Below are 17,457 nucleotides of genomic sequence, written 5' to 3' on the forward strand. Positions count from 1 at the left end.
GATGGCGTTCCGCTTCTACGGTCAAGGACATGACTACTGAGAAGCTGTACCCGGTCAACGGAGCCGATATCTGTGCCGAGACGTTCGGTGACCCCGCCGACCCGGCGGTGCTGCTGATCCACGGAGGTTCCGCCTCGATGCTCTGGTGGGAGACTGAGCTGTGCAAGCGGCTCGCCGGCCGTGGGCGGTATGTGATCCGCTACGACCAGCGCGACACCGGCCGATCGACGTCGTACCCGGTGGGGAAGCCGCCGTACTCGATGCGAGATCTGGCCGCGGACGCGGTAGGTCTGTTGGATGCCTTGGGCATCGACCGCGCGCATGTGGTCGGGCAGTCGATGTCCGGCGGCACGGCCCTCATACTCGGCGTCGATTACCCGTCGCGCGTCGCGTCGCTGACCTTCGTCTCCACGAGTACGGGCGCTGACGACCTGCCGGCGCCGTCGGTGGCGCAGATCGAGCCGCCCGACTTCGCTGACCCGGCCACGGTGGAGGAGTACGTCGTACGGGCGATCGAGGCGGAGGCCGCCGGACACTTCGACGAGGACGCGGCCCGCGACCTGGTACGACGGGACATGGCCCGGGCTCGGGACTACGAGGCGTCGTTGACGAACCACTATGCGATGACGTTCGACGGGCCGGTCAACGGTGGGTTCGGTGACTTGTCGATGCCGGTGCTGGTGGTGCACGGCTCGTCGGATCCGGTCTTCCCGTTGCCGCACGGCGAGGCGATCCGCGACGCCGTGCGCGACGGCCGACTAGTCGTCGTCGAGGGCGCGGGGCACGGGATTCCGGCTGAGCTGTGGGACGTGTTGATCGACGCGGTCGCCGATCACACCGGGAGCCGGTGATGCGATCCGCGGTGTGGGTGCCGTTGTTCGACGAACTCGCGGATCCGCTGACCGTGGCGCGGCTGGCGGCCACCGCGGAGGAGGCCGGGTGGGACGGGATGTTCGTCTGGGACCAGCTGTGGTGGCGGGAGCCGGTCGCGGCCGTCGCCGATCCGTGGATCACGCTGGCCGCGATGGCCACTGCGACCGAACAGTTGCGGATCGGGCCGATGGTGACGCCGGTCGCCCGCCGGCGGCCGGTGAAGCTGTTGCGTGAGGCAACAACACTCGACCTGCTGTCCGGTGGGCGTCTCACGCTCGGTGTCGGCCTCGGGAGCGATCGGTTCGCGGGTGAATTCTCCCGGTCGGGGGAGGAGGTCGACGATCGCGTCCGGGCCGAGCAACTCGACGAGTCCCTGCAGATCCTGACGGCCGGGTGGACAGGTGAGTCGGTCTCGCATCACGGCAACCACTACACGGTCGACTCGGTCCGCTTCCTGCCGCGCCCCGAGTCCGGCCGGATCCCGATCTGGATAGCCGGGTTTCCCGGCAACCAGAAGCCGATCCGCCGGGCCGTTCGCTACGACGGGTTCTTCCCGGTCAACCTGACGTCACCGGACCAACTGGCCGACGTGGTGGCCACGCTGGAGTCTCTCCGAGGATCGCTGAGCGGCTTCGACATCGCGGTCGCCGTGTCGCCGTCGACCGACGTACGGCCGTACTCGTCGGCCGGGGCCACCTGGTGCCTGACCGACTTCGATCCGGCGACTCTCCGGTTGGCCGACGTACAGGCAGTGATCGCGGCCGGACCGGCTGGGTGACCGCCAAGGCTGTTGCTGTGGGCGCGGGCGGGTGTCTAATCAAAGGGATTGTGGGTACCCCCGCACGCGGGAACGGTCCACGGGAGGGCGCATGGCCAGTGTCAGCGAACGCACCGGGATAGCTGAACGTACCGGTCCGGTATCCGTCGGACCGGTACGGCGGCCGCTCGGGCAGGTGATCGGACGGTTGCTGTCGACGACCGACCACAAGGTGATCGGTCAGCTGTACCTGGTCACGTCGTTCGTGTTCTTCCTGATCGCCGGCGTGATGGCGCTGATCATCCGCGCCGAGCTCATCGAGCCCGGTATGCAGATCGTGAACGAAGAGGTCTACAACCAGCTGTTCACGATGCACGGCACGATCATGCTGCTGCTGTTCGCGACGCCGCTGTTCGTCGGCTTCGCGAACGTCATCATGCCGGTGCAGATCGGCGCCCCCGACGTGGCGTTCCCGCGGCTGAACATGTTCAGTTACTGGCTGTTCCTGTTCGGTGGCCTGATCACGCTGGCGGCGTTCGGGACGCCTGGCGGTGCGGCTGACTTCGGCTGGACGGCGTACTCGCCGCTCTCGAACGGAGAGCGCTCTCCCGGTGTGGGCGGCGACCTGTGGGTCATGGGTCTGTGGATGGCCGGTCTGGGCACGATCCTGGGTGGCGTCAACTTCGTGACGACGATCATCACCATGCGTGCACCCGGTATGACGATGTTCCGGATGCCCATCTTCTGCTGGAACATCCTGGTCACGTCGATCCTCGTGCTGATCGCGTTCCCGATCCTGGCCGGTGCGCTGCTGATGCTGGAGGCGGATCGAGCCCTAGGGGCTCACGTTTTCGACGCGGGCAATGGCGGGCCGATCCTGTGGCAGCACCTGTTCTGGTTCTTCGGGCATCCCGAGGTGTACATCATCGCCTTGCCCTTCTTCGGCATCATCACCGAGATCCTGCCGGTGTTCAGCCGCAAGCCGGTCTTCGGCTACATCGGCCTGGTCAGCGCGACGCTGGGGATCGGACTGCTGTCGATCGCGGTCTGGGCACACCACATGTTCGTCACCGGCGCGGTGAACCTGCCGTTCTTCTCGTTCATGACGTTCTTGATCGCGGTCCCGACCGGGGTGAAGTTCTTCAACTGGATCGGCACGATCTGGGGCGGCTCGGTGTCGTTCGAGACGCCGATGCTGTGGTCGGTGGGCTTCTTGGTGACGTTCCTGTTCGGTGGTCTCACCGGGATCATCCTGGCGTCGCCGGCCTTGGACTACCAGCTGTCCGATACCTACTTCGTAGTCGCGCACTTCCATTACGTGGTCTTCGGCACGGTCGTGTTCGCGATGTTCGCCGGGTTCTACTTCTGGTGGCCGAAGATGACCGGGCGGATGCTCGACGAGCGGCTCGGGAAGCTGCACTTCTGGTTGCTGTTCTTCGGCTTCCACACCACGTTCCTGGTGCAGCACTGGCTGGGTGTCGAGGGCATGCCTCGCCGGTACGCCGACTACAGCTTCAATGACGGCTTCACCACCCTGCACCAGGTGTCCAGCGTCGGTGCCTTCGTCCTGGGCATCTCCACCCTCCCGTTCCTCTACAACGTCTACAAGTCCCGCAGGAACCCACTCGTAAAGGTGGACGACCCGTGGGGCTGGGGCCGGTCGCTGGAGTGGGCCACCAGTTGCCCACCCCCACGCCACAACTTCGACCAACTCCCGAGAATCCGCTCCGACAGCCCCGCCTTCGACTACCACCACCAAGAACTCACCACCACCACCCCAGCCCAAAACCTCCTGACCCCCGACGAATAGCCCAACCTCAACCGGGAACGCCTCGCCCGTGGGCGCAGATGGGGTGGGGACGAGTAGCTCCAGCTCTTCCGCCCACCGCCGCCGTGGGAGCGGGTGAGTTGGCATCAGCGAGGCTGGCTTGGTGGTCGGGTTAGGGGAGTTGGTTGTGGAGGGTGGTTAGGAGGGTTGCGGTCTCTTGGGGTGGGGTGCTCGTGGTGGAGAGGACGTCCAGGGCTTCGGTGTAGATCTCGACGTCGTCGCGTTTGTCGAGGTAGAGGGCACTCGTGAGGTGCTCGAGATAGACGATGTCGGGGAGGTCGCGCTGGGGGAAGCGGAGGAGCGTGAAGGCTCCACCCGTCGCGGCGTGACCTGGGCTGTTCAGCGGGATGATCTGCAGGGTGATGTTGGGGCGCGTGATCGCCTCGCGGAGGGCGTCGAGTTGGTTGCGAAGGACCTCGGGACCGCCGATCGGGCGGTGCAGGACGGACTCCTCGATCACTGCCCACAGCTTGAGGGGCGGCTCGCGGTCGAGCACGCGCTGCCGCCGGGTCCGGAGCGCGACGATACGCTCGACCTCATCGTCGGCCCGCGCATTGCCCGGCGTCAGCCGCGCCACCGCCCGCGCGTAGTCGGCCGTCTGCAACAGCCCCGGCACGAACTGGATCTCATACGTCCGGATCAGCTCCGCCGCCGCCTCGAGCCCGAGATAGGCATCGAACCAGTCGGGCGTGACATCGCCGTACCGATGCCACCAGCCGCGATCATTCGCCTCACGAGCCAGCTCCAGCAGCCGATCCCGCTCCCGCGCGTCAGTCACGCCGTACAAGCTCAGCAGGTCCTCGACGTCACGTTCCTTGAAACCGACCCGCCCGAGCTCCAGCCGGCTGATCTTCGACTCCGACCCCCGGATCGCCCAGCCGGCGTCGGTCCGGCTGACCCCGGCGCGCTCGCGCAACCGCCGCAGATGACTGCCCAGCATCATCCGCAACGCCGTCGGCCCCACTACGCCCTGCCCCGCCATTGAGCCAGTCTACATCATTATCGAACATATGTTCCCCTGCGTTCCTGGTTCCGCAGCGGACACCGTGTGATGTCTCAGGACATCGGTGACAGTTCTGTATCAGGACATCGGTGACGGTTGATGTGTCAGGACATCGGTGACGTTTCAGCCGGTTTTGGGCGCTGTCCGGGAGGTCGGCCGTTGCAGCGGTAAGTCACTCCGGGCGCCGGTTTGGTGTGCTCGATGAGCTTGGTCAGGCTCACGCGGCTGGCCCCGCTGGTGGAACGTCTATCGGGCTGTGAGATACGGGAGTTGGCGCGTCGATCGCCAGCTCAGAGACCTCATGTAGGAGCTGCAAGCACCTCACCGATGGCGTGCCGCGCATCGTTCGCCAGCGCCGGGTTGGTGTCCTTGTGACACGCCAACACGATCAAGGCCTGTGACAGCACGCGACCGCGTCCGCGGAGCCACGTCGCGTCGTTCACGTCCAGCGCCGCACGGAACTCGTCGCGGACGCTCGCGGGCAGCAGGTACCACACGGGAAACATGTCGCACGCCGGATCGCCGACACCGCACGTCTCGAAGTCGAGCACCGCGGTCAGCCGGCCCTCCGCCGAGACGAGCAAGTTGCTCGGCATCAGGTCCGAGTGCACCCACACCTCGCGCCCGTCGTACGGCGCCGCGAGCGACTCCTCCCACGATGCCAGCGCTGCGCGAGTGTCGATCAGGCCATCCAGCTCGCCGATCGCCTTCCGCGTCGAGGAGTCCATCGAGACCATCGAAGCTCGCGTCCGACGCTCGCCCGGATACGCCGGCGGCCGATCTGGCAAGTCGATCCGCCGGAACGCATCGACGAACGCCGCGAGGTCCGTCGCCAGCCCGCGTGGGTCGGCGAGCGCGTAGGGGGAGGGGTGCCTACCGGCGAGCCAGCGGTGGACGGACCACTCACCCGGGAACGCGTCGGTGGGTGAGCCGATCGCCTCGACAGAAGGGATGGCCACAGGCAGGAACGGCGCGAGTGCCGCGAGTTTCGCCTGCTCCCGTCGGACTACGTCGTTGATCGAGGGCCGGAGCGGCAGCCGTACGGACAGGTCGGAACCGAGCCGGTAGATCGCGTTACACAATCCACCGGAGTCGACCGGCTCCAGCGGCAACGCGGCCCACTGCGGGAACTGAGCGGCCACCAGCTCGCGGACGAGCGGCGTGTCGATGTCGGCCTGATCGGCGTGGACCTTGCGGGGACTCACGAGCCCCATCGGAACCGGTCGGCCCGTCCGCAGTCAACCCGGTTTCGGATCGAGTCGGTCAACAGCAGGCAGGCCAGGCAGGCCGGGCGGGCTACGGAAGTGTCACCACCAACACCGCCCGAACTGTCACCGATGTCTTGATGCAGAACCGTCACCGATGTCCTGCGACATGACACCGCAGCGGACACCGCAGCGGACTTCGAAAGGGGCCGAGGAGGCGATGTCGGATCGGGACCGAGGTGTTCGTAGAAGGGGTGAGCGGCTGCCCACGAGGGGCGCCCGAAGAAGGGGAACCGCGATCATGAAGCTGACGACGATGACGCAAGTCACCATCGATGGAGTGATGCAGGGCAACGGCGGTGCGTCGGACGAGGACCGCCGGAATGGATTCGTGCGCGGCGGATGGGCCAGGGGCGCCGGCGACGACGCGACCAGGACGCTCATCAACCAGACCTACCAGCGCGCCGACGCGTTCCTGTTCGGCCGGCGCACGTACGAGCTCTTCGCCGGCTACTGGGGAGCCATCGAAGATCCGGCCAACCCCATCGCCGGGCCGTTGAACTCGCGGCCCAAGTACGTCGTATCGACCACACTCACCGACCCGCAATGGCCGGAGACAACCCTCCTCACCGGCGACGTCGCGGCCGCCATCCGCGAGCTCAAAGCCAAGCCCGGCGGCGAGTTGCAGGTGCACGGCAGCGCCACCCTGATCCGCTGGCTGCTGGACAACGACCTCGTCGACGAGCTCACCCTGCTCGTCATCCCCGTGATCCTCGGCCAAGGCGCACGGCTGTTCCCGGCCACCGGCCCGGATCTGGCGCTCGAGCTGATCGACTCGCGAGCCGACTCGAAGGGCGTGATGATCCAGGTCTACCGTCCGGCCGGGCGCCCGCAGTACGCAACCGACTGAGGCGCGGCACAAACCTGAACCGGCCGTGAACGCGGCGGTTAAGGTGTGGCCGGGCGGGCCCGCTCTTTGACTGGGAGGTCGTGACATGGCCAGTAAGTTCACGGAGCTTGCGATCGACTGTGCCGATCCCCACGCTCTCGCCCGGTTCTGGTGTGCGGTCCTCGACTACGAGGTTCAGGGCGACGACGGCGGGGTTGTCACCATTGGCTCGCCGTTGGTGCCGGAAGGCAAGAAGCGCCTCGGCCCGGTGCCACCGACGTTGACCTTCGCGCGCGTACCCGAGGGCAAGATCGTCAAGAACAGGGTCCATCTCGACGTCAACCCCACCGACCAGGAGCAGGACGAGGAGATCCGTCGCCTGCTCGACCTAGGTGCTCGGCACGCCGACGTCGGCCAAACCGGCGAGGAAAGCTGGGTCACCCTCGCCGACCCCGAGGGGAACGAGTTCTGCGTCCTCGCCGCCCGCCGCCCCTGACCGGGTCCGCACGGGCACTTAGTCGCGGAGGTATTCGGCGCGCCAGCGGAGGACGGTCGGGTCGACTGGGCTGGGGGATTGGGTGAGCTGGATGAGGCGTAGGTCTGGGGTGGTGAAGGAGTCGATGGCGGCCCGGGTGAGCGGCCAGGGCGGGCCTTCGGTGTCGGCGTCGGGTTGGTCGTCGGGACGGGCGGCGGCGATGACGAGCAGGGTGCCACCGGGGGCAACCAGCTCACCGACCTGATTGATCGCGGATGCCTGCACGGGAATCGGGAGCGCCTGGACCGTGTAGATCTCGACGACCAGATCGAACGCGCGGTGCCATTCGGCCGGCGGCGCGAGGAGGTCGGCGGTCAAGTAGTGCGCCTTCGAGTCCGGGTGGTTCCGGCGCGCCGTCGCTATCGCGGTGGGGGAGATGTCGAAGGCGGTCGTGTCATAGCCGCAGTCGACGATCAGCTCAGCGTCCCAGCCAGTCCCGGCCCCGACGATCAGCGCGGTCTTGTCCGTCCCATCAGGCTGCGCCTCGTCGACCCATTCGCTCAGGAGCGGGTGCGCCGCACCGCGATCCCACGGCACGACCGCGGCACCTTCCGAGGCAGCGGAGTAGAGGTGCTCGAACCAGCCGGTCGGATCGTCGCGGTCCAGCGACTCGCGGGCGATCCGCCGGGACACGACATCGGGGTCCTCAGCCATCCGCTTCATCCTCCTGCTCGCCGCCGGGGCGCGAGTGGATCTCCCGCACGGTTTGCACCGTATCAACGTCGTCAGGTGATTTGTCGTCGCGATACCGCAGCACCCGGGCGAACCGCAGCGCCATCCCGGCCGGATACCGCGGCGAGGTCTGCACCCCGTCGAACGCGATCTCCACCACCACCTCCGGCTTCAGATACACGACCCAGTCGTCCCGTCGTACCGCCAACTCCTGGAAGCGTTCGGTCTGCCACCGCAGCAACTCGTCCGTCAGACCCTTGAACGTCTTCCCGAGCATCACGAACTCGCCGGTCTCCTCGTCCCGTGCCCCCAGATGCAGGTTGGAAAGCCACCCAGTCCGGCGCCCGTGTCCCCACTCGGCCGCGAGGACGAGCAGGTCGAGCGTGTGCGTCTGCTTGACCTTTACCCATCCGGACCCACGCCGACCCGCCTCGTACGGCACGGTCAAGGACTTCACCATCACCCCTTCGTGGCCACGCTTCACCGCATCCACGAAGAAGGCCTGCCCGGCCTCCGCATCATCGGTCACCAGCCGCGGGATCCGCCGCTCCTCCGGCACAAGCTTCGACAGCCACTCATGACGCGCGGCGCCGTCGAGCCCGAGCAAGTCCTGGCCGTCCTGATGCAGGATGTCGAAGAAGTACGGCGTCAACGGCACGGACTCCGGTCCGGTCGCCGCGCGAGTCGCCGTCCGCGACCCTGTCACCTGAAACGCCTCGGGTCGCCCGTCCTGCCGCAGCGCGATCAGCTCACCGTCGAGCACGACCTGTTGTGCGTCCAGCGCGAGCACGGCGCTCACCACCTCAGGGACCCGAGAAGTGATGTCGTCCAGCGTCCGTGTGTAGACGACCACGTCGGAGCCGTCGCGGTGCACCTGGATCCGGATCCCGTCCAGCTTCCACTCGAGGGCCGCCGGCGTACCCGTCTTGGTCAAGGCCTCGGCCACAGTCGTCGCTGACTGGGCGAGCATCGGCTGCACACCGCGCCCAACCTCCAGCCCGAACTGCGCCAGCCCCGCCTCGCCCTCGGTCAGTACGGCGACCGCCACCGGAGCCGCCGCGCCACGCAGCATCGTCGCCGCCCGGATCTTGGTGAGCGGGATCCCAGTGGCGCGCGCGACCGCGTCGGCCATCACCCCGTCGAGCGCACCCTGCCGCAACTCGCCACCGACGAGCTGCCGCAGGAACTGCTGCTCGTCAGCGGTCGCCCGCCCGAACAACGCGTCGACCGCCGTCCGCCGGCGTGCCTGCACGCCCGCACCACCCATCTCGGCCAGGTCCGCGAACGCCTGATCGACCTCCTCGACCGTCAACGACGGCTCCGCGGCCGGCTCCGGCGCGTCCATCAACGTCCGCCAGCCGACCCCGGTCCGGCGCTGCCGCAGCTCACCGGACAGGTACGTCACCACGATCTCGATCTCGGCCGGCTCGATGGCCTTCGACAACAACCCGGCGATGAACTCGGCCTTCTTCAGCCGCGACCGGGTCCCGGCCAGCGCGGCCGACGTCTGGACCACCTCGCTGAGCAACATGACCCCAGTCTCACCCATCCCACCGACACTTTCGGGCAGCAACTTCCCCGCGGCGTGCGACCTGAGCCTCGGGTCGGTGAACGCCTCAGGGTGCGGGCGGGAGGTCGTCGAGGAAGTCGGTGGTGGGGGTGAAGAAGAGGGTGCCGGTGACCGCGGTGGAGAAGTCGAGCAGGCGGTCGTGGTTGCCCTCGGGCTCGCCGATGAACATCCGGCGGAGCATCAGCTCGGTGATCGAGGGCGTCTTGGCGTACCCGATGAAGTAGGTGCCGAACTCCTGCTCCGCGATGCTGCCGAACGGCATGTTGTCGCGCAGGATCTTCAGCTCGTTGCCGTCCTCGTCCTCCACCACGTTCAGCGCGATGTGGGCGTTGGTCGGCTTGACGTCGTCGCCCATCTCGATGTCGTCGAGCTTCGTCCGGCCGACCGCCTGCTCCTGCTGCTCGACGGTGAGCGCGTTCCACGCCTTCAGGTCGTGCAGGTACTTCTGCACGATGACGTAGCTGCCACCGGCGAAGTCCGGATCCTCGGCGCCGATCAGTACGGCGTTCTGGGCCGTGACGCCGGCCGGGTTCTCGGTGCCGTCGACGAAGCCGAGCAGGTCGCGCATCTCGAAGTACTTGAAGCCCTGGACCTCGTCGACGACCGTGGCGGCGCCGTCGAGGACGTTCATGATCTGGCCGGCGAGTTCGAAGCACTGATCCATGTGAGCTGCGCGGATGTGGAAGAGCAGGTCGCCGGGCGTGGAGACCGCGCGGTGGGTGGCGCCCTGGAGCTCGACGAACGGGTGCAGCTCGGCCGGTCGCGGGCCGCTGAACAAGCGGTCCCACACGTCCGACCCGATGCTGGTGACGCAGGACAGATTGCCGGCGGGGACGCGGAAGCCGACCGACCTGGTCAGACCGCTCATCCGTTCGAGCAGATCCCGGGCCGTCTCCTCGCCGCCCGGTTCGATCCGGACGACCAGAAAGATCGCCGAACCCGTCAACGGCATCAGCACCGACTGCGGCAGCGCGCGCGTCGCTGCGGCCGGCCCAGGTGTCGGATCAGTTACCACCGTGGTCTCCCTCCACTGAAGCTTGGCCCGATCTTCTAGAGTCCAGTCATGGACCCGCAAGAACCCAGGCCGCCCTCACAACCGGGCCCATACTCCCAGCCGGGGCAGTACCCGCCGCCCCCGCCCCACCCGCAAGGCCCACCACCAGGCAGCTACCCACCACCGGCTGCCTACCCGCCACCAGGGCCGCACCCGCAGCAGTGGGGCGCGCCGCCGCCGTACCCCCAGCAGTGGGGCGCGCCGCAGTATCCGGCGCAGTTCGCCCCACGTGAGCCCCGGACCATCCCGGCTCCAGCGGGTACGCCGTACCACCGCCTGGCCCGCACCGCGAAGCACGCGTGGTGGCGGCCGATCGTCGGCACCCTGTTCCTCGGCGCCGGCATCCTCTTCATCACCGCGGGAGTGGCGGTCGCCTGGGAGATCGTGCACGGCCTGATCACCGGCGAGATCTCCCAGCCGCAGGGCAACGACATCTTCCCGAGCGCCACCGAGAACCTCGCGCTCACGCTGGTGATGCTCGGCGCCCTCACACCGTTCGTGGCGTTCACCGCCTGGCTGGTCCAGCGCCGGCCGTTCTGGAGCGTCGCCTCGGTCCTGAACCGGATCCGCTGGCGATGGTTGCTGATGTGCTGCCTGCCCGGCCTCGGCTACCTCGCGCTGTCGCTCGGCCTGGGCGTGCTGGTCGACGCGATCTTCCCGAACCAGGACGCGGGACCGACCGACGACGGCGGGTCCTGGGTCGGCTTCGGAGCGTTCGTCGTACCGGCGCTGGTGATCATTCTCCTGGTGCCGTTCCAGTCGGCGGCGGAGGAGTTCCTGTTCCGGGGATGGCTGATCCAGGCGGTCAGCGCCTACGGACCGGACCAGAAGGACGGCCCTCGGCAGTGGATCCGGACGCTGTTCCGCTCGCCGTGGCCCGGGATCGTGATCGCGAGCGCGGCGTTCGTGTCGGCGCACGGGTACACGGGCTGGGCGATGGCCGACATCTTCCTGTTCGCGGTCATGCTCGGCTGGCTGACCGTGCGGACCGGGGGACTGGAGGCCGGGATCGCACTGCACGCGATGAACAACCTCTTCGCGTTCTTGTTGCCAGCGGCAACTGGTCGGCTGGACGGCTGGGACGATCAGGGCGGTGCGCCGTGGACGCTGCTGGTTTCGGACATCCCGTGCCTGGTGTTCTACGCCGCGGCCGTGGTCTGGCTGGCCCGGCGTCAGCCGATCGCGCGGGTCAGCTGAGGAAAATCGGGCGCGGACTGTCGGTGGGCTCTGGCAGGGTGATCGCGTGACGAACGCGAAGATCGAAGCCGTCCTGTTCGACTGGGGTGGCACGCTGGCGACCTGGCACGACATCGACCTGTACGACGCCTGGCGGTCGGTGGCCACGCTGATCGACGAGGCCAGGGCGGAGGAGCTGGCCACCCGGCTGGTCACCGCGGAGAGGTCGGTCTGGCGCCGCTCCCGGGACGAGCATCTGAGCAGCACCTTCGAGGAAGTGTGCCTGCTGGCGGAGGCGGTGATGACCCCGGCGGCTCTCGCGGAGTACGAGCGGCAGTGGGACCCGCACACCGTGCTCGAGCCGGACGCGCTCGACACGCTGCACGCGATCCGGGCTCAGGGGCTGAAGGTCGGCGTCCTGTCGAACACGCTCTGGCCGCGCCGGCGGCACGAGGACATCTTCGCGCGCGACGGCGTACTCGAGCTGATCGACGGGGCTGTCTACACCAGCGAGATCCCGTACACGAAGCCGCACCCGGAGGCCTTCCTGGCGGCGATGCGGGCGGTCGAGGTGTCGGAGCCGTCGAAGTGCCTGTTCGTCGGGGATCGGCTCTTCGACGACGTCTGGGGCGCTCAGAACGTCGGTATGCGCGCGGCGCACGTCCCGCACAGCGCGATCCCGGGCGAGCAGATCGGCCACACCGAGGGCACGCCCGACGCCACGATCCAGCGTCTGGCCGAGCTCCCCGGCCTGATCACCACCTGGAACGAGGCCGCCGCCTGACGTCACGTCGCCGACTCGCTACGGCTAGCGACCACGTCCTGGATCCACCTCTGGACAAAGAAGGACCCCCGAGCCGGGAGGCTCGGGGGTCCTTCGAGGGTTTCGGAGGTGGGTCAGGCTGCCAGTGTCGGATCCGCCAGGAGGCGGAGCCGGCCCAGGGCCTCGCGCTCGATCTGGCGCACTCGCTCGGCGGAGATGCCGTGCACCGCGCCGATGTCGGCGAGCTTGGCCTGGCGGCCGTCGTGCAGTCCGTAGCGGCGCCGGATGACGTCCGCCGACCGCGGGTCGAGCTTGTCGACCAGGCTGAACAGGCCCGAGCGGTCCGACGCGTCGGCGACCAGCTGGTCCGGGCCCGGCGCGGTCTCGGCCGCGATCAGGTCGCCCAGCGAGGTCTCGCCCTCGTCGTCGATCGGGTTGTCCAGGCTGATGTGGTCCCGGCCGATCCGGATCAGTTCAGTGACCCGATCCACGTCCAGGTCCAGCTCCGCCGCGATCTCGTCGATCTCCGGCTCACGCCCGAGCTTGCGCTCCAGCGTCCGCCGCGCCGACCCGATCTGGTTCAGCTGCTCCACCACGTGCACCGGCAGCCGGACCACTCGGGCCTGCTGTGCGATACCGCGGGTGATGGCCTGCCGCACCCACCAGGTCGCGTACGTCGAGAACTTGAATCCCTTGCGGTAGTCGAACTTCTCCACCGCCCGGATCAGCCCCGTGTTGCCCTCCTGGACCAGGTCCAGCAGCGGCATCTGGGAACGTCCGTACCGGCGGGCGATCGACACCACCAAGCGGAGGTTCGCGGTCACGAATCGCTGCTGTGCGCGCTGGCCCTCTTCGACCAGCCACTCCAGCTCGTCCTCCGTCGCATATTTGGGCGCTCCGCCCTTCTTCCGTCCAACCCGCCCCTCGGCCAGCAGTTGCTCCGCGAGGAGACCTGCCTCGACCGTCTCAGCGAGCTCGACTTCTTCCTCAGCGGTGAGCAGGGGCGTGCGCGCGATCTCTTCGAGGTAGAGACCGACGCTGTCCTTGCCGTCGATACCGTCGTCCGCGGCGCGGACCCGAGTCATGCGAGCCACCGAAACTCCCTTCGTCGTTACATGGAGAGCAACGCTCGAGTACGGTTCAAGATTCCAGGACGAGTGTGTAAACACCCTGAACGTTCCCTGAGAGTTCCTGGCAGCGATCCGCGCCGGAAACCGGTGTCCCACCGCCCGTGACGACCGCTGCCCGGACGCCCTCGACCGGCCGGAACCGAATTCACGCCAAAACCAAGGGAATTCGGCACCGTTGTCCAGCGGCGCACCGGGAAGGAAACCTGAGAATCTGTCCAGAATCAGCACCCGTCAGGGCCCTGAATGTGTTGCACGACACACCTGATCGGGACTCGAAATATGTTCTGCCTCCAGCCAAGAGCAACGCCGCCGGTACCCGCCGTGTTCCCGCCCGAAACGAGGCGTGAACCAGCGGGCGCCGGCGGCGTCGCCGCGACGTCAGGCCAGGCCGAGGGTGTCCAGCTCCCAGGCCAGTGAGAACGCCACCTCGCGCCAGGCGTCGTACCGGCCGCTGCGGCCGCCGTGACCCGCGTCCATTTCCGTTTTCAGCAGGACGTCGACGTCACCGGTGGCGGTCTCCCGGAGTTTCGCCACCCACTTGGCGGGCTCGACGAAGAAGACCCGGGTGTCGTTCAGGCTGGTGATCGCCAGGATCCGCGGATAGTCCTGCGCGCTGACGTTTTCGTACGGCGAGTAGGACTTCATGTACTCGTACACCGCCGGGTCCTCGAGCGGATTGCCCCACTCCTCCCACTCGATCACGGTCAGCGGCAGGGACGGGTCGAGGATCGTGGTCAGCGGGTCGACGAACGGAACCTCCGCGACGATCCCGCCGAACGCCTTCGGCGCCAGGTTCGCCACCGCGCCCATCAGCAGGCCACCGGCGCTGCCACCTTGCGCGACGATCCGTTCCGGCCGGGTCCAGCCCGCGGTGACCAGGTGCTCGGCGCACGCGATGAAGTCGGTGAAGGTGTTCCGCTTGGTCAGCGTCTTCCCGTTGTCGTACCAGTGCCGGCCGAGCTCGCCCCCGCCGCGGATGTGCGCGATCGCGAACACCACGCCGCGATCCAGCAGGGACAGCCGCGGGATCGAGAACCACGGATCGATCGAGCTCTCGTACGACCCGTACCCGTACAGCACGACCGGCGCGTTGCCGTCCTTCGCGACGTCCTTGCGCGCGACCATCGAGATCGGCACTTTGGTCCCGTCCGGTGCGGTCGCCCACTCCCGGTACTGCGTGTACGCGCCGAGGTCCACTCCACCCAGCACCGGCTGCTGCTTGAGCAGTCGGCGTTCCCCGGTCGCGACATCCACGTCGTACGTCGAACCCGGCGTGACCAGCGACGTGTAGCCGAAGCGGTAGCGGGTGTCGTGCCACTCGTCGTTGCGTCCGGGGGACACGGTGTAGATCGGTTCGTCGAACTCGAGCACCTCGGGATCGCCGAAGCCTTCCGGCGTACGACGGATGATCGCGAGCTCGGTGAGCGCGTCGCGGCGGCGATACAGGATGACGTGGTCGGCGAAGGCGTCGGTGCCGAGCAGCCGGCTCGACGCGTCACCCTGGATCAGCGTGGTCCAGTCGCCGGGGGAGTCCAGCGGCGCGGAGGCCAGCGAGAAGTTCTCCGCGTCGGCGTTGTGCGTGATCAGGAGCCGGTCGCCGGCGTGCTCGACGTCGTACTCGACGCCGTCGCGGCGCGGCGCGACCACGACCGGCTGACCCGCGGGGTCGTTGGCGTCGAGCAGCCAGACCTCACTGGTGAGCTTGCTGCCGAGCGCGATCTGGATCGCCTGCTCGTTGCGGGTCAGGTCGACGCCGACCCAGAACCGCTCGTCCGGCTCCTCCATCACCAGGACGTCGTCGGTCGCGCCGAGGACGTGCCGCCAGACCTGGTACGGGCGCCAGGCGTCGTCGACCTTGGTGTAGAAGATCGTCGAGCCGTCCGCGGACCAGGCCGAGCCGTAGTGCACCTCGGGCAGTTCGTCCGGCAGCAGCTCGCCGGTGTTCAGATCCTTGATCCGCAAGGTGAACCGCTCGTCGCCGGTCAGATCCACGGAGTACGCGAGCAGACGGCCGTCGGGGGAGACGTCGACGGTGCCGAGCGAGAAGAACTCCGAGTCGCCGGCCACCTTGTTCCCGTCCAGCATCACCTCTTCGCCGGCGATCTCGCCGTCGGTCGCCGGCGGCTGGTCGCCGTCCACCTTCACCCGGCAGTGCAGGCCGTACTGCTGGCCCTCGATCGTGCGCGAGTAGTACCAGTACCCGCCGCGCCGGGCCGGCACGCTCAGGTCGGTCTGCAGCGTGCGATCCGAGATCTCCTTGAAGATTGCCTCACGCAACGATTCCAGCTGCGCGGTACGAGCCTCGGTGTAGGAGTTCTCGGCCCGCAGGTACCCCAGCACCTCGTCGTCGGTCTTATCCCGCAACCACTCGTACTCATCAACGAAAACATCACCATGATGCCGCCGCTCAACCGGCTTCCGCGCCGCAACCGGGGGCTCACCAAAAGACTTCAACTCGGACATGCCGCGAGACTACCCGCCTGTCGCCGGCAGCGTCGGCCGGTTTCCACAGGCCCCGGACTAGACCTCGTACGTCGCCACTACCGGGGCGTGGTCGCTCCAGCGCTCGGCGTAGGTCGGGGCCCTGTGGACGATGCAGGAAGTGGCCGCGGAGGCTAGGGCGGGGGAGGCGATCTGGTAGTCGATGCGCCAGCCGGCGTCGTTGTCGAACGCCTGGCCGCGCCAGGACCACCAGGAGTAGGGGCCGGGGCCTTCGCCGCCGAAGCGGCGGCCGAGGTCGACCCAGCCGGACTCGAACAAGCGATCCATCCAGGCGCGCTCCTCGGGGAGGAAGCCGCTCTTCTTGCGGTTCGCCTTCCAGGCTTTCAGGTCGACCTCGCGGTGGGCGATGTTGAGGTCGCCGCAGATCAGCACGTGCCGTCCGTCCGTGCGCAGCTCGGTCAGCCGGGCGGTGATCGCATCCAGGAACGCGTACTTCTCCTCCTGCCGCGGCGGGGTCTCGAACTCGCCCGTGAACACATATGTGCTCACCGCCGTCAGCGTCGTACCGTCATCCAGTACGACGTCCGCCTCCACCCACCGCCCGCACCCGGCGAACCGCTCCGGCCCGATCTCGCCGCGCTCGTCCTTGATCGGCCGGCGACTGGCCACCGCGACACCCGCACGTCCCTTGTGCCCGTCGATCGACGGCTCGGCGTGCGCGAGGTTCCAGTCCCCGCCGAGGTGCTCCCGCAGTACGTCGTCCGTCGCGCGAACTTCCTGCATCAGCAACAGGTCCGGATCGGTCTCCTCCAGCCACGGCCCCATCCCGCGCCGGAACGCGGCCCTGATCCCATTCACATTCACCGTGGCAACCGTCAGCACCCGAGAACCCTACCGTTCAGACCCGATCGGCTGTCGTCGTGAGGATGGCGTCGAGGGACTGCTCGCAGAGATGCTCGAGCGCCTCGGCGGACACCGAGGGATTGTCGATCCACGTCATCAGCGTCTGTTCGACGTACCCCTGCCAGCCGTGACATGCGAGCTCCACGGTCGGGGTGATCTCGATCCCGCGCTCGGCGACCGCGCTGATCACCCACTCGCTGAACACCTGGCGGATCTCGGAGTGCAACGCTCGTACGGCGGGATCGCCGGCGGCCGACATCAGCAGCGTGGCCCGGTAGAGCTGTGGCGCCTCCAGGACCGCCCGGACGAACGCGCGGATGCCGGACCGGAGTCGCTCGTCCGGGGGCAGCGCCGCGTCGGGGGCCGTCCGCAGGATGACCTCGGCGGCGGCCTCCTCGATCACGGCGTACTGGAACTTCTTCTTCGAGCCGAAGTAGTGGAAGAGCAGCGCGGGGGAGACGCCGGCCTCGGCGGCGACCAGCTCGACCGTCAGCTCGCGGTGCGGATCCGCGAGCAGCACACGCCGCGCCGCCCCCAGGATCTGCGCACGCCGTTCGTCGGGGCGCAGCCGGGCGGACGAGGTCTGGGTCATGGGGCCTCCCGGCCTGGACTGAGGAGCGGAGGGAGTGCAGCGACTGGAGCGACGAGGGAAGGCCG

General features: G+C 68.1%; 16 protein-coding genes. 7 read left to right on the forward strand and 9 right to left on the reverse strand.

Features of this window, described 5'->3' with window-relative positions:
* Positions 1-29: 29 nt before the first annotated feature.
* The 3 genes from AB0E63_RS41210 to ctaD all read left to right on the forward strand — a co-directional run bounded on the left by AB0E63_RS41210 (position 30) and on the right by ctaD (position 3,440).
* Positions 30-851, forward strand: a complete 822-nt coding sequence (locus AB0E63_RS41210; RefSeq protein ID WP_360378739.1) for an alpha/beta hydrolase — start codon at positions 30-32, stop codon at positions 849-851.
* Complete coding sequence (locus AB0E63_RS41215; protein WP_360378742.1) at positions 851-1,651, forward strand: LLM class flavin-dependent oxidoreductase; 801 nt, start codon at positions 851-853, stop codon at positions 1,649-1,651. Before AB0E63_RS41210 ends, AB0E63_RS41215 begins: the two co-directional genes overlap by 1 nt.
* A 91-nt stretch (positions 1,652-1,742) precedes the next feature.
* Positions 1,743-3,440, forward strand: a complete 1,698-nt coding sequence (gene ctaD / locus AB0E63_RS41220) for a cytochrome c oxidase subunit I (RefSeq protein ID WP_360378745.1) — start codon at positions 1,743-1,745, stop codon at positions 3,438-3,440.
* Positions 3,441-3,570: 130 nt separating this feature from the next.
* Here the strand turns inward: ctaD and AB0E63_RS41225 are convergent, their stop codons facing one another.
* Both AB0E63_RS41225 and AB0E63_RS41230 read right to left on the reverse strand, forming a co-directional pair.
* Complete coding sequence (locus AB0E63_RS41225) at positions 3,571-4,440, reverse strand: helix-turn-helix transcriptional regulator (RefSeq protein WP_360378748.1); 870 nt, start codon at positions 4,438-4,440, stop codon at positions 3,571-3,573.
* A 320-nt stretch (positions 4,441-4,760) separates the two neighbouring features.
* Complete coding sequence (locus AB0E63_RS41230; protein WP_360378751.1) at positions 4,761-5,666, reverse strand: aminoglycoside phosphotransferase family protein; 906 nt, start codon at positions 5,664-5,666, stop codon at positions 4,761-4,763.
* Between the two features lie 301 nt (positions 5,667-5,967).
* On the opposite strand from AB0E63_RS41230, the gene AB0E63_RS41235 reads away from it, so the two are divergent.
* A complete protein-coding gene (locus tag AB0E63_RS41235) occupies positions 5,968-6,576 on the forward strand; it encodes a dihydrofolate reductase family protein (protein ID WP_360378754.1) in 609 nt (202 codons plus the stop codon).
* Positions 6,577-6,661: 85 nt separating this feature from the next.
* Positions 6,662-7,051 carry a VOC family protein gene (locus tag AB0E63_RS41240; protein ID WP_360378757.1) on the forward strand — a complete coding sequence of 130 codons (390 nt, stop codon included), beginning with the start codon at positions 6,662-6,664 and terminating at the stop codon, positions 7,049-7,051.
* 18 nt (positions 7,052-7,069) lie between these two features.
* Here AB0E63_RS41240 and AB0E63_RS41245 read toward each other — a convergent pair whose 3' ends face one another.
* The 3 genes from AB0E63_RS41245 to AB0E63_RS41255 all read right to left on the reverse strand — a co-directional run bounded on the left by AB0E63_RS41245 (position 7,070) and on the right by AB0E63_RS41255 (position 10,347).
* A complete protein-coding gene (locus AB0E63_RS41245) occupies positions 7,070-7,744 on the reverse strand; it encodes a class I SAM-dependent methyltransferase (RefSeq protein ID WP_360378760.1) in 675 nt (224 codons plus the stop codon).
* Positions 7,737-9,293: an ATP-dependent DNA ligase gene (locus AB0E63_RS41250; protein WP_360378763.1), complete on the reverse strand. Its 1,557-nt coding sequence runs from the start codon at positions 9,291-9,293 to the stop codon at positions 7,737-7,739. The genes AB0E63_RS41245 and AB0E63_RS41250 overlap by 8 nt, the downstream gene beginning before the upstream one ends.
* Before the next feature lie 85 nt (positions 9,294-9,378).
* A complete protein-coding gene (locus tag AB0E63_RS41255; RefSeq protein WP_360378766.1) occupies positions 9,379-10,347 on the reverse strand; it encodes a Dyp-type peroxidase in 969 nt (322 codons plus the stop codon).
* Positions 10,348-10,395: 48 nt separating this feature from the next.
* Between AB0E63_RS41255 and AB0E63_RS41260 the strand changes: the two genes are divergently transcribed.
* Both AB0E63_RS41260 and AB0E63_RS41265 read left to right on the forward strand, forming a co-directional pair.
* Positions 10,396-11,583, forward strand: coding sequence for a type II CAAX endopeptidase family protein (locus AB0E63_RS41260; protein ID WP_360378769.1), 1,188 nt, complete (start codon positions 10,396-10,398; stop codon positions 11,581-11,583).
* Between the two features lie 46 nt (positions 11,584-11,629).
* The gene (locus tag AB0E63_RS41265) at positions 11,630-12,346 is read left to right on the forward strand and encodes an HAD family hydrolase (protein WP_360378772.1); all 717 of its coding nucleotides are present in this window, start codon (positions 11,630-11,632) and stop codon (positions 12,344-12,346) included.
* A 113-nt stretch (positions 12,347-12,459) separates the two neighbouring features.
* Here AB0E63_RS41265 and AB0E63_RS41270 read toward each other — a convergent pair whose 3' ends face one another.
* From AB0E63_RS41270 to AB0E63_RS41285, 4 genes are all read right to left on the reverse strand, one after another.
* Positions 12,460-13,419: a sigma-70 family RNA polymerase sigma factor gene (locus tag AB0E63_RS41270; RefSeq protein ID WP_360378775.1), complete on the reverse strand. Its 960-nt coding sequence runs from the start codon at positions 13,417-13,419 to the stop codon at positions 12,460-12,462.
* 414 nt (positions 13,420-13,833) lie between these two features.
* The gene (locus tag AB0E63_RS41275; RefSeq protein WP_360378778.1) at positions 13,834-15,918 is read right to left on the reverse strand and encodes a S9 family peptidase; all 2,085 of its coding nucleotides are present in this window, start codon (positions 15,916-15,918) and stop codon (positions 13,834-13,836) included.
* Between the two features lie 57 nt (positions 15,919-15,975).
* On the reverse strand, positions 15,976-16,779 hold the full coding sequence (locus AB0E63_RS41280; RefSeq protein WP_360378781.1) for an exodeoxyribonuclease III: 804 nt from the start codon (positions 16,777-16,779) through the stop codon (positions 15,976-15,978).
* A gap of 16 nt (positions 16,780-16,795) precedes the next feature.
* Positions 16,796-17,392, reverse strand: a complete 597-nt coding sequence (locus AB0E63_RS41285) for a TetR/AcrR family transcriptional regulator (RefSeq protein WP_360378784.1) — start codon at positions 17,390-17,392, stop codon at positions 16,796-16,798.
* Between the last annotated feature and the right edge of the window lie 65 nt (positions 17,393-17,457).

Source organism: Kribbella sp. NPDC026596 (genome assembly GCF_040638415.1).
Taxonomy (GTDB): Bacteria; Actinomycetota; Actinomycetes; order Propionibacteriales; family Kribbellaceae; genus Kribbella.

What these genes read in the sequence shown, in the direction of transcription:
- AB0E63_RS41210 (WP_360378739.1), top strand. Translation starts at nt 30, where the DNA reads ATGACTACTGAGAAGCTGTACCCGGTCAACGGAGCCGATATCTGTGCC.
- AB0E63_RS41215 (WP_360378742.1), top strand. Translation starts at nt 851, where the DNA reads ATGCGATCCGCGGTGTGGGTGCCGTTGTTCGACGAACTCGCGGATCCG.
- ctaD (WP_360378745.1), top strand. Translation starts at nt 1,743, where the DNA reads ATGGCCAGTGTCAGCGAACGCACCGGGATAGCTGAACGTACCGGTCCG.
- AB0E63_RS41225 (WP_360378748.1), bottom strand. Translation starts at nt 4,440, where the DNA reads ATGGCGGGGCAGGGCGTAGTGGGGCCGACGGCGTTGCGGATGATGCTG.
- AB0E63_RS41235 (WP_360378754.1), top strand. Translation starts at nt 5,968, where the DNA reads ATGAAGCTGACGACGATGACGCAAGTCACCATCGATGGAGTGATGCAG.
- AB0E63_RS41240 (WP_360378757.1), top strand. Translation starts at nt 6,662, where the DNA reads ATGGCCAGTAAGTTCACGGAGCTTGCGATCGACTGTGCCGATCCCCAC.
- AB0E63_RS41245 (WP_360378760.1), bottom strand. Translation starts at nt 7,744, where the DNA reads ATGGCTGAGGACCCCGATGTCGTGTCCCGGCGGATCGCCCGCGAGTCG.
- AB0E63_RS41250 (WP_360378763.1), bottom strand. Translation starts at nt 9,293, where the DNA reads ATGTTGCTCAGCGAGGTGGTCCAGACGTCGGCCGCGCTGGCCGGGACC.
- AB0E63_RS41260 (WP_360378769.1), top strand. Translation starts at nt 10,396, where the DNA reads ATGGACCCGCAAGAACCCAGGCCGCCCTCACAACCGGGCCCATACTCC.
- AB0E63_RS41275 (WP_360378778.1), bottom strand. Translation starts at nt 15,918, where the DNA reads ATGTCCGAGTTGAAGTCTTTTGGTGAGCCCCCGGTTGCGGCGCGGAAG.
- AB0E63_RS41285 (WP_360378784.1), bottom strand. Translation starts at nt 17,392, where the DNA reads ATGACCCAGACCTCGTCCGCCCGGCTGCGCCCCGACGAACGGCGTGCG.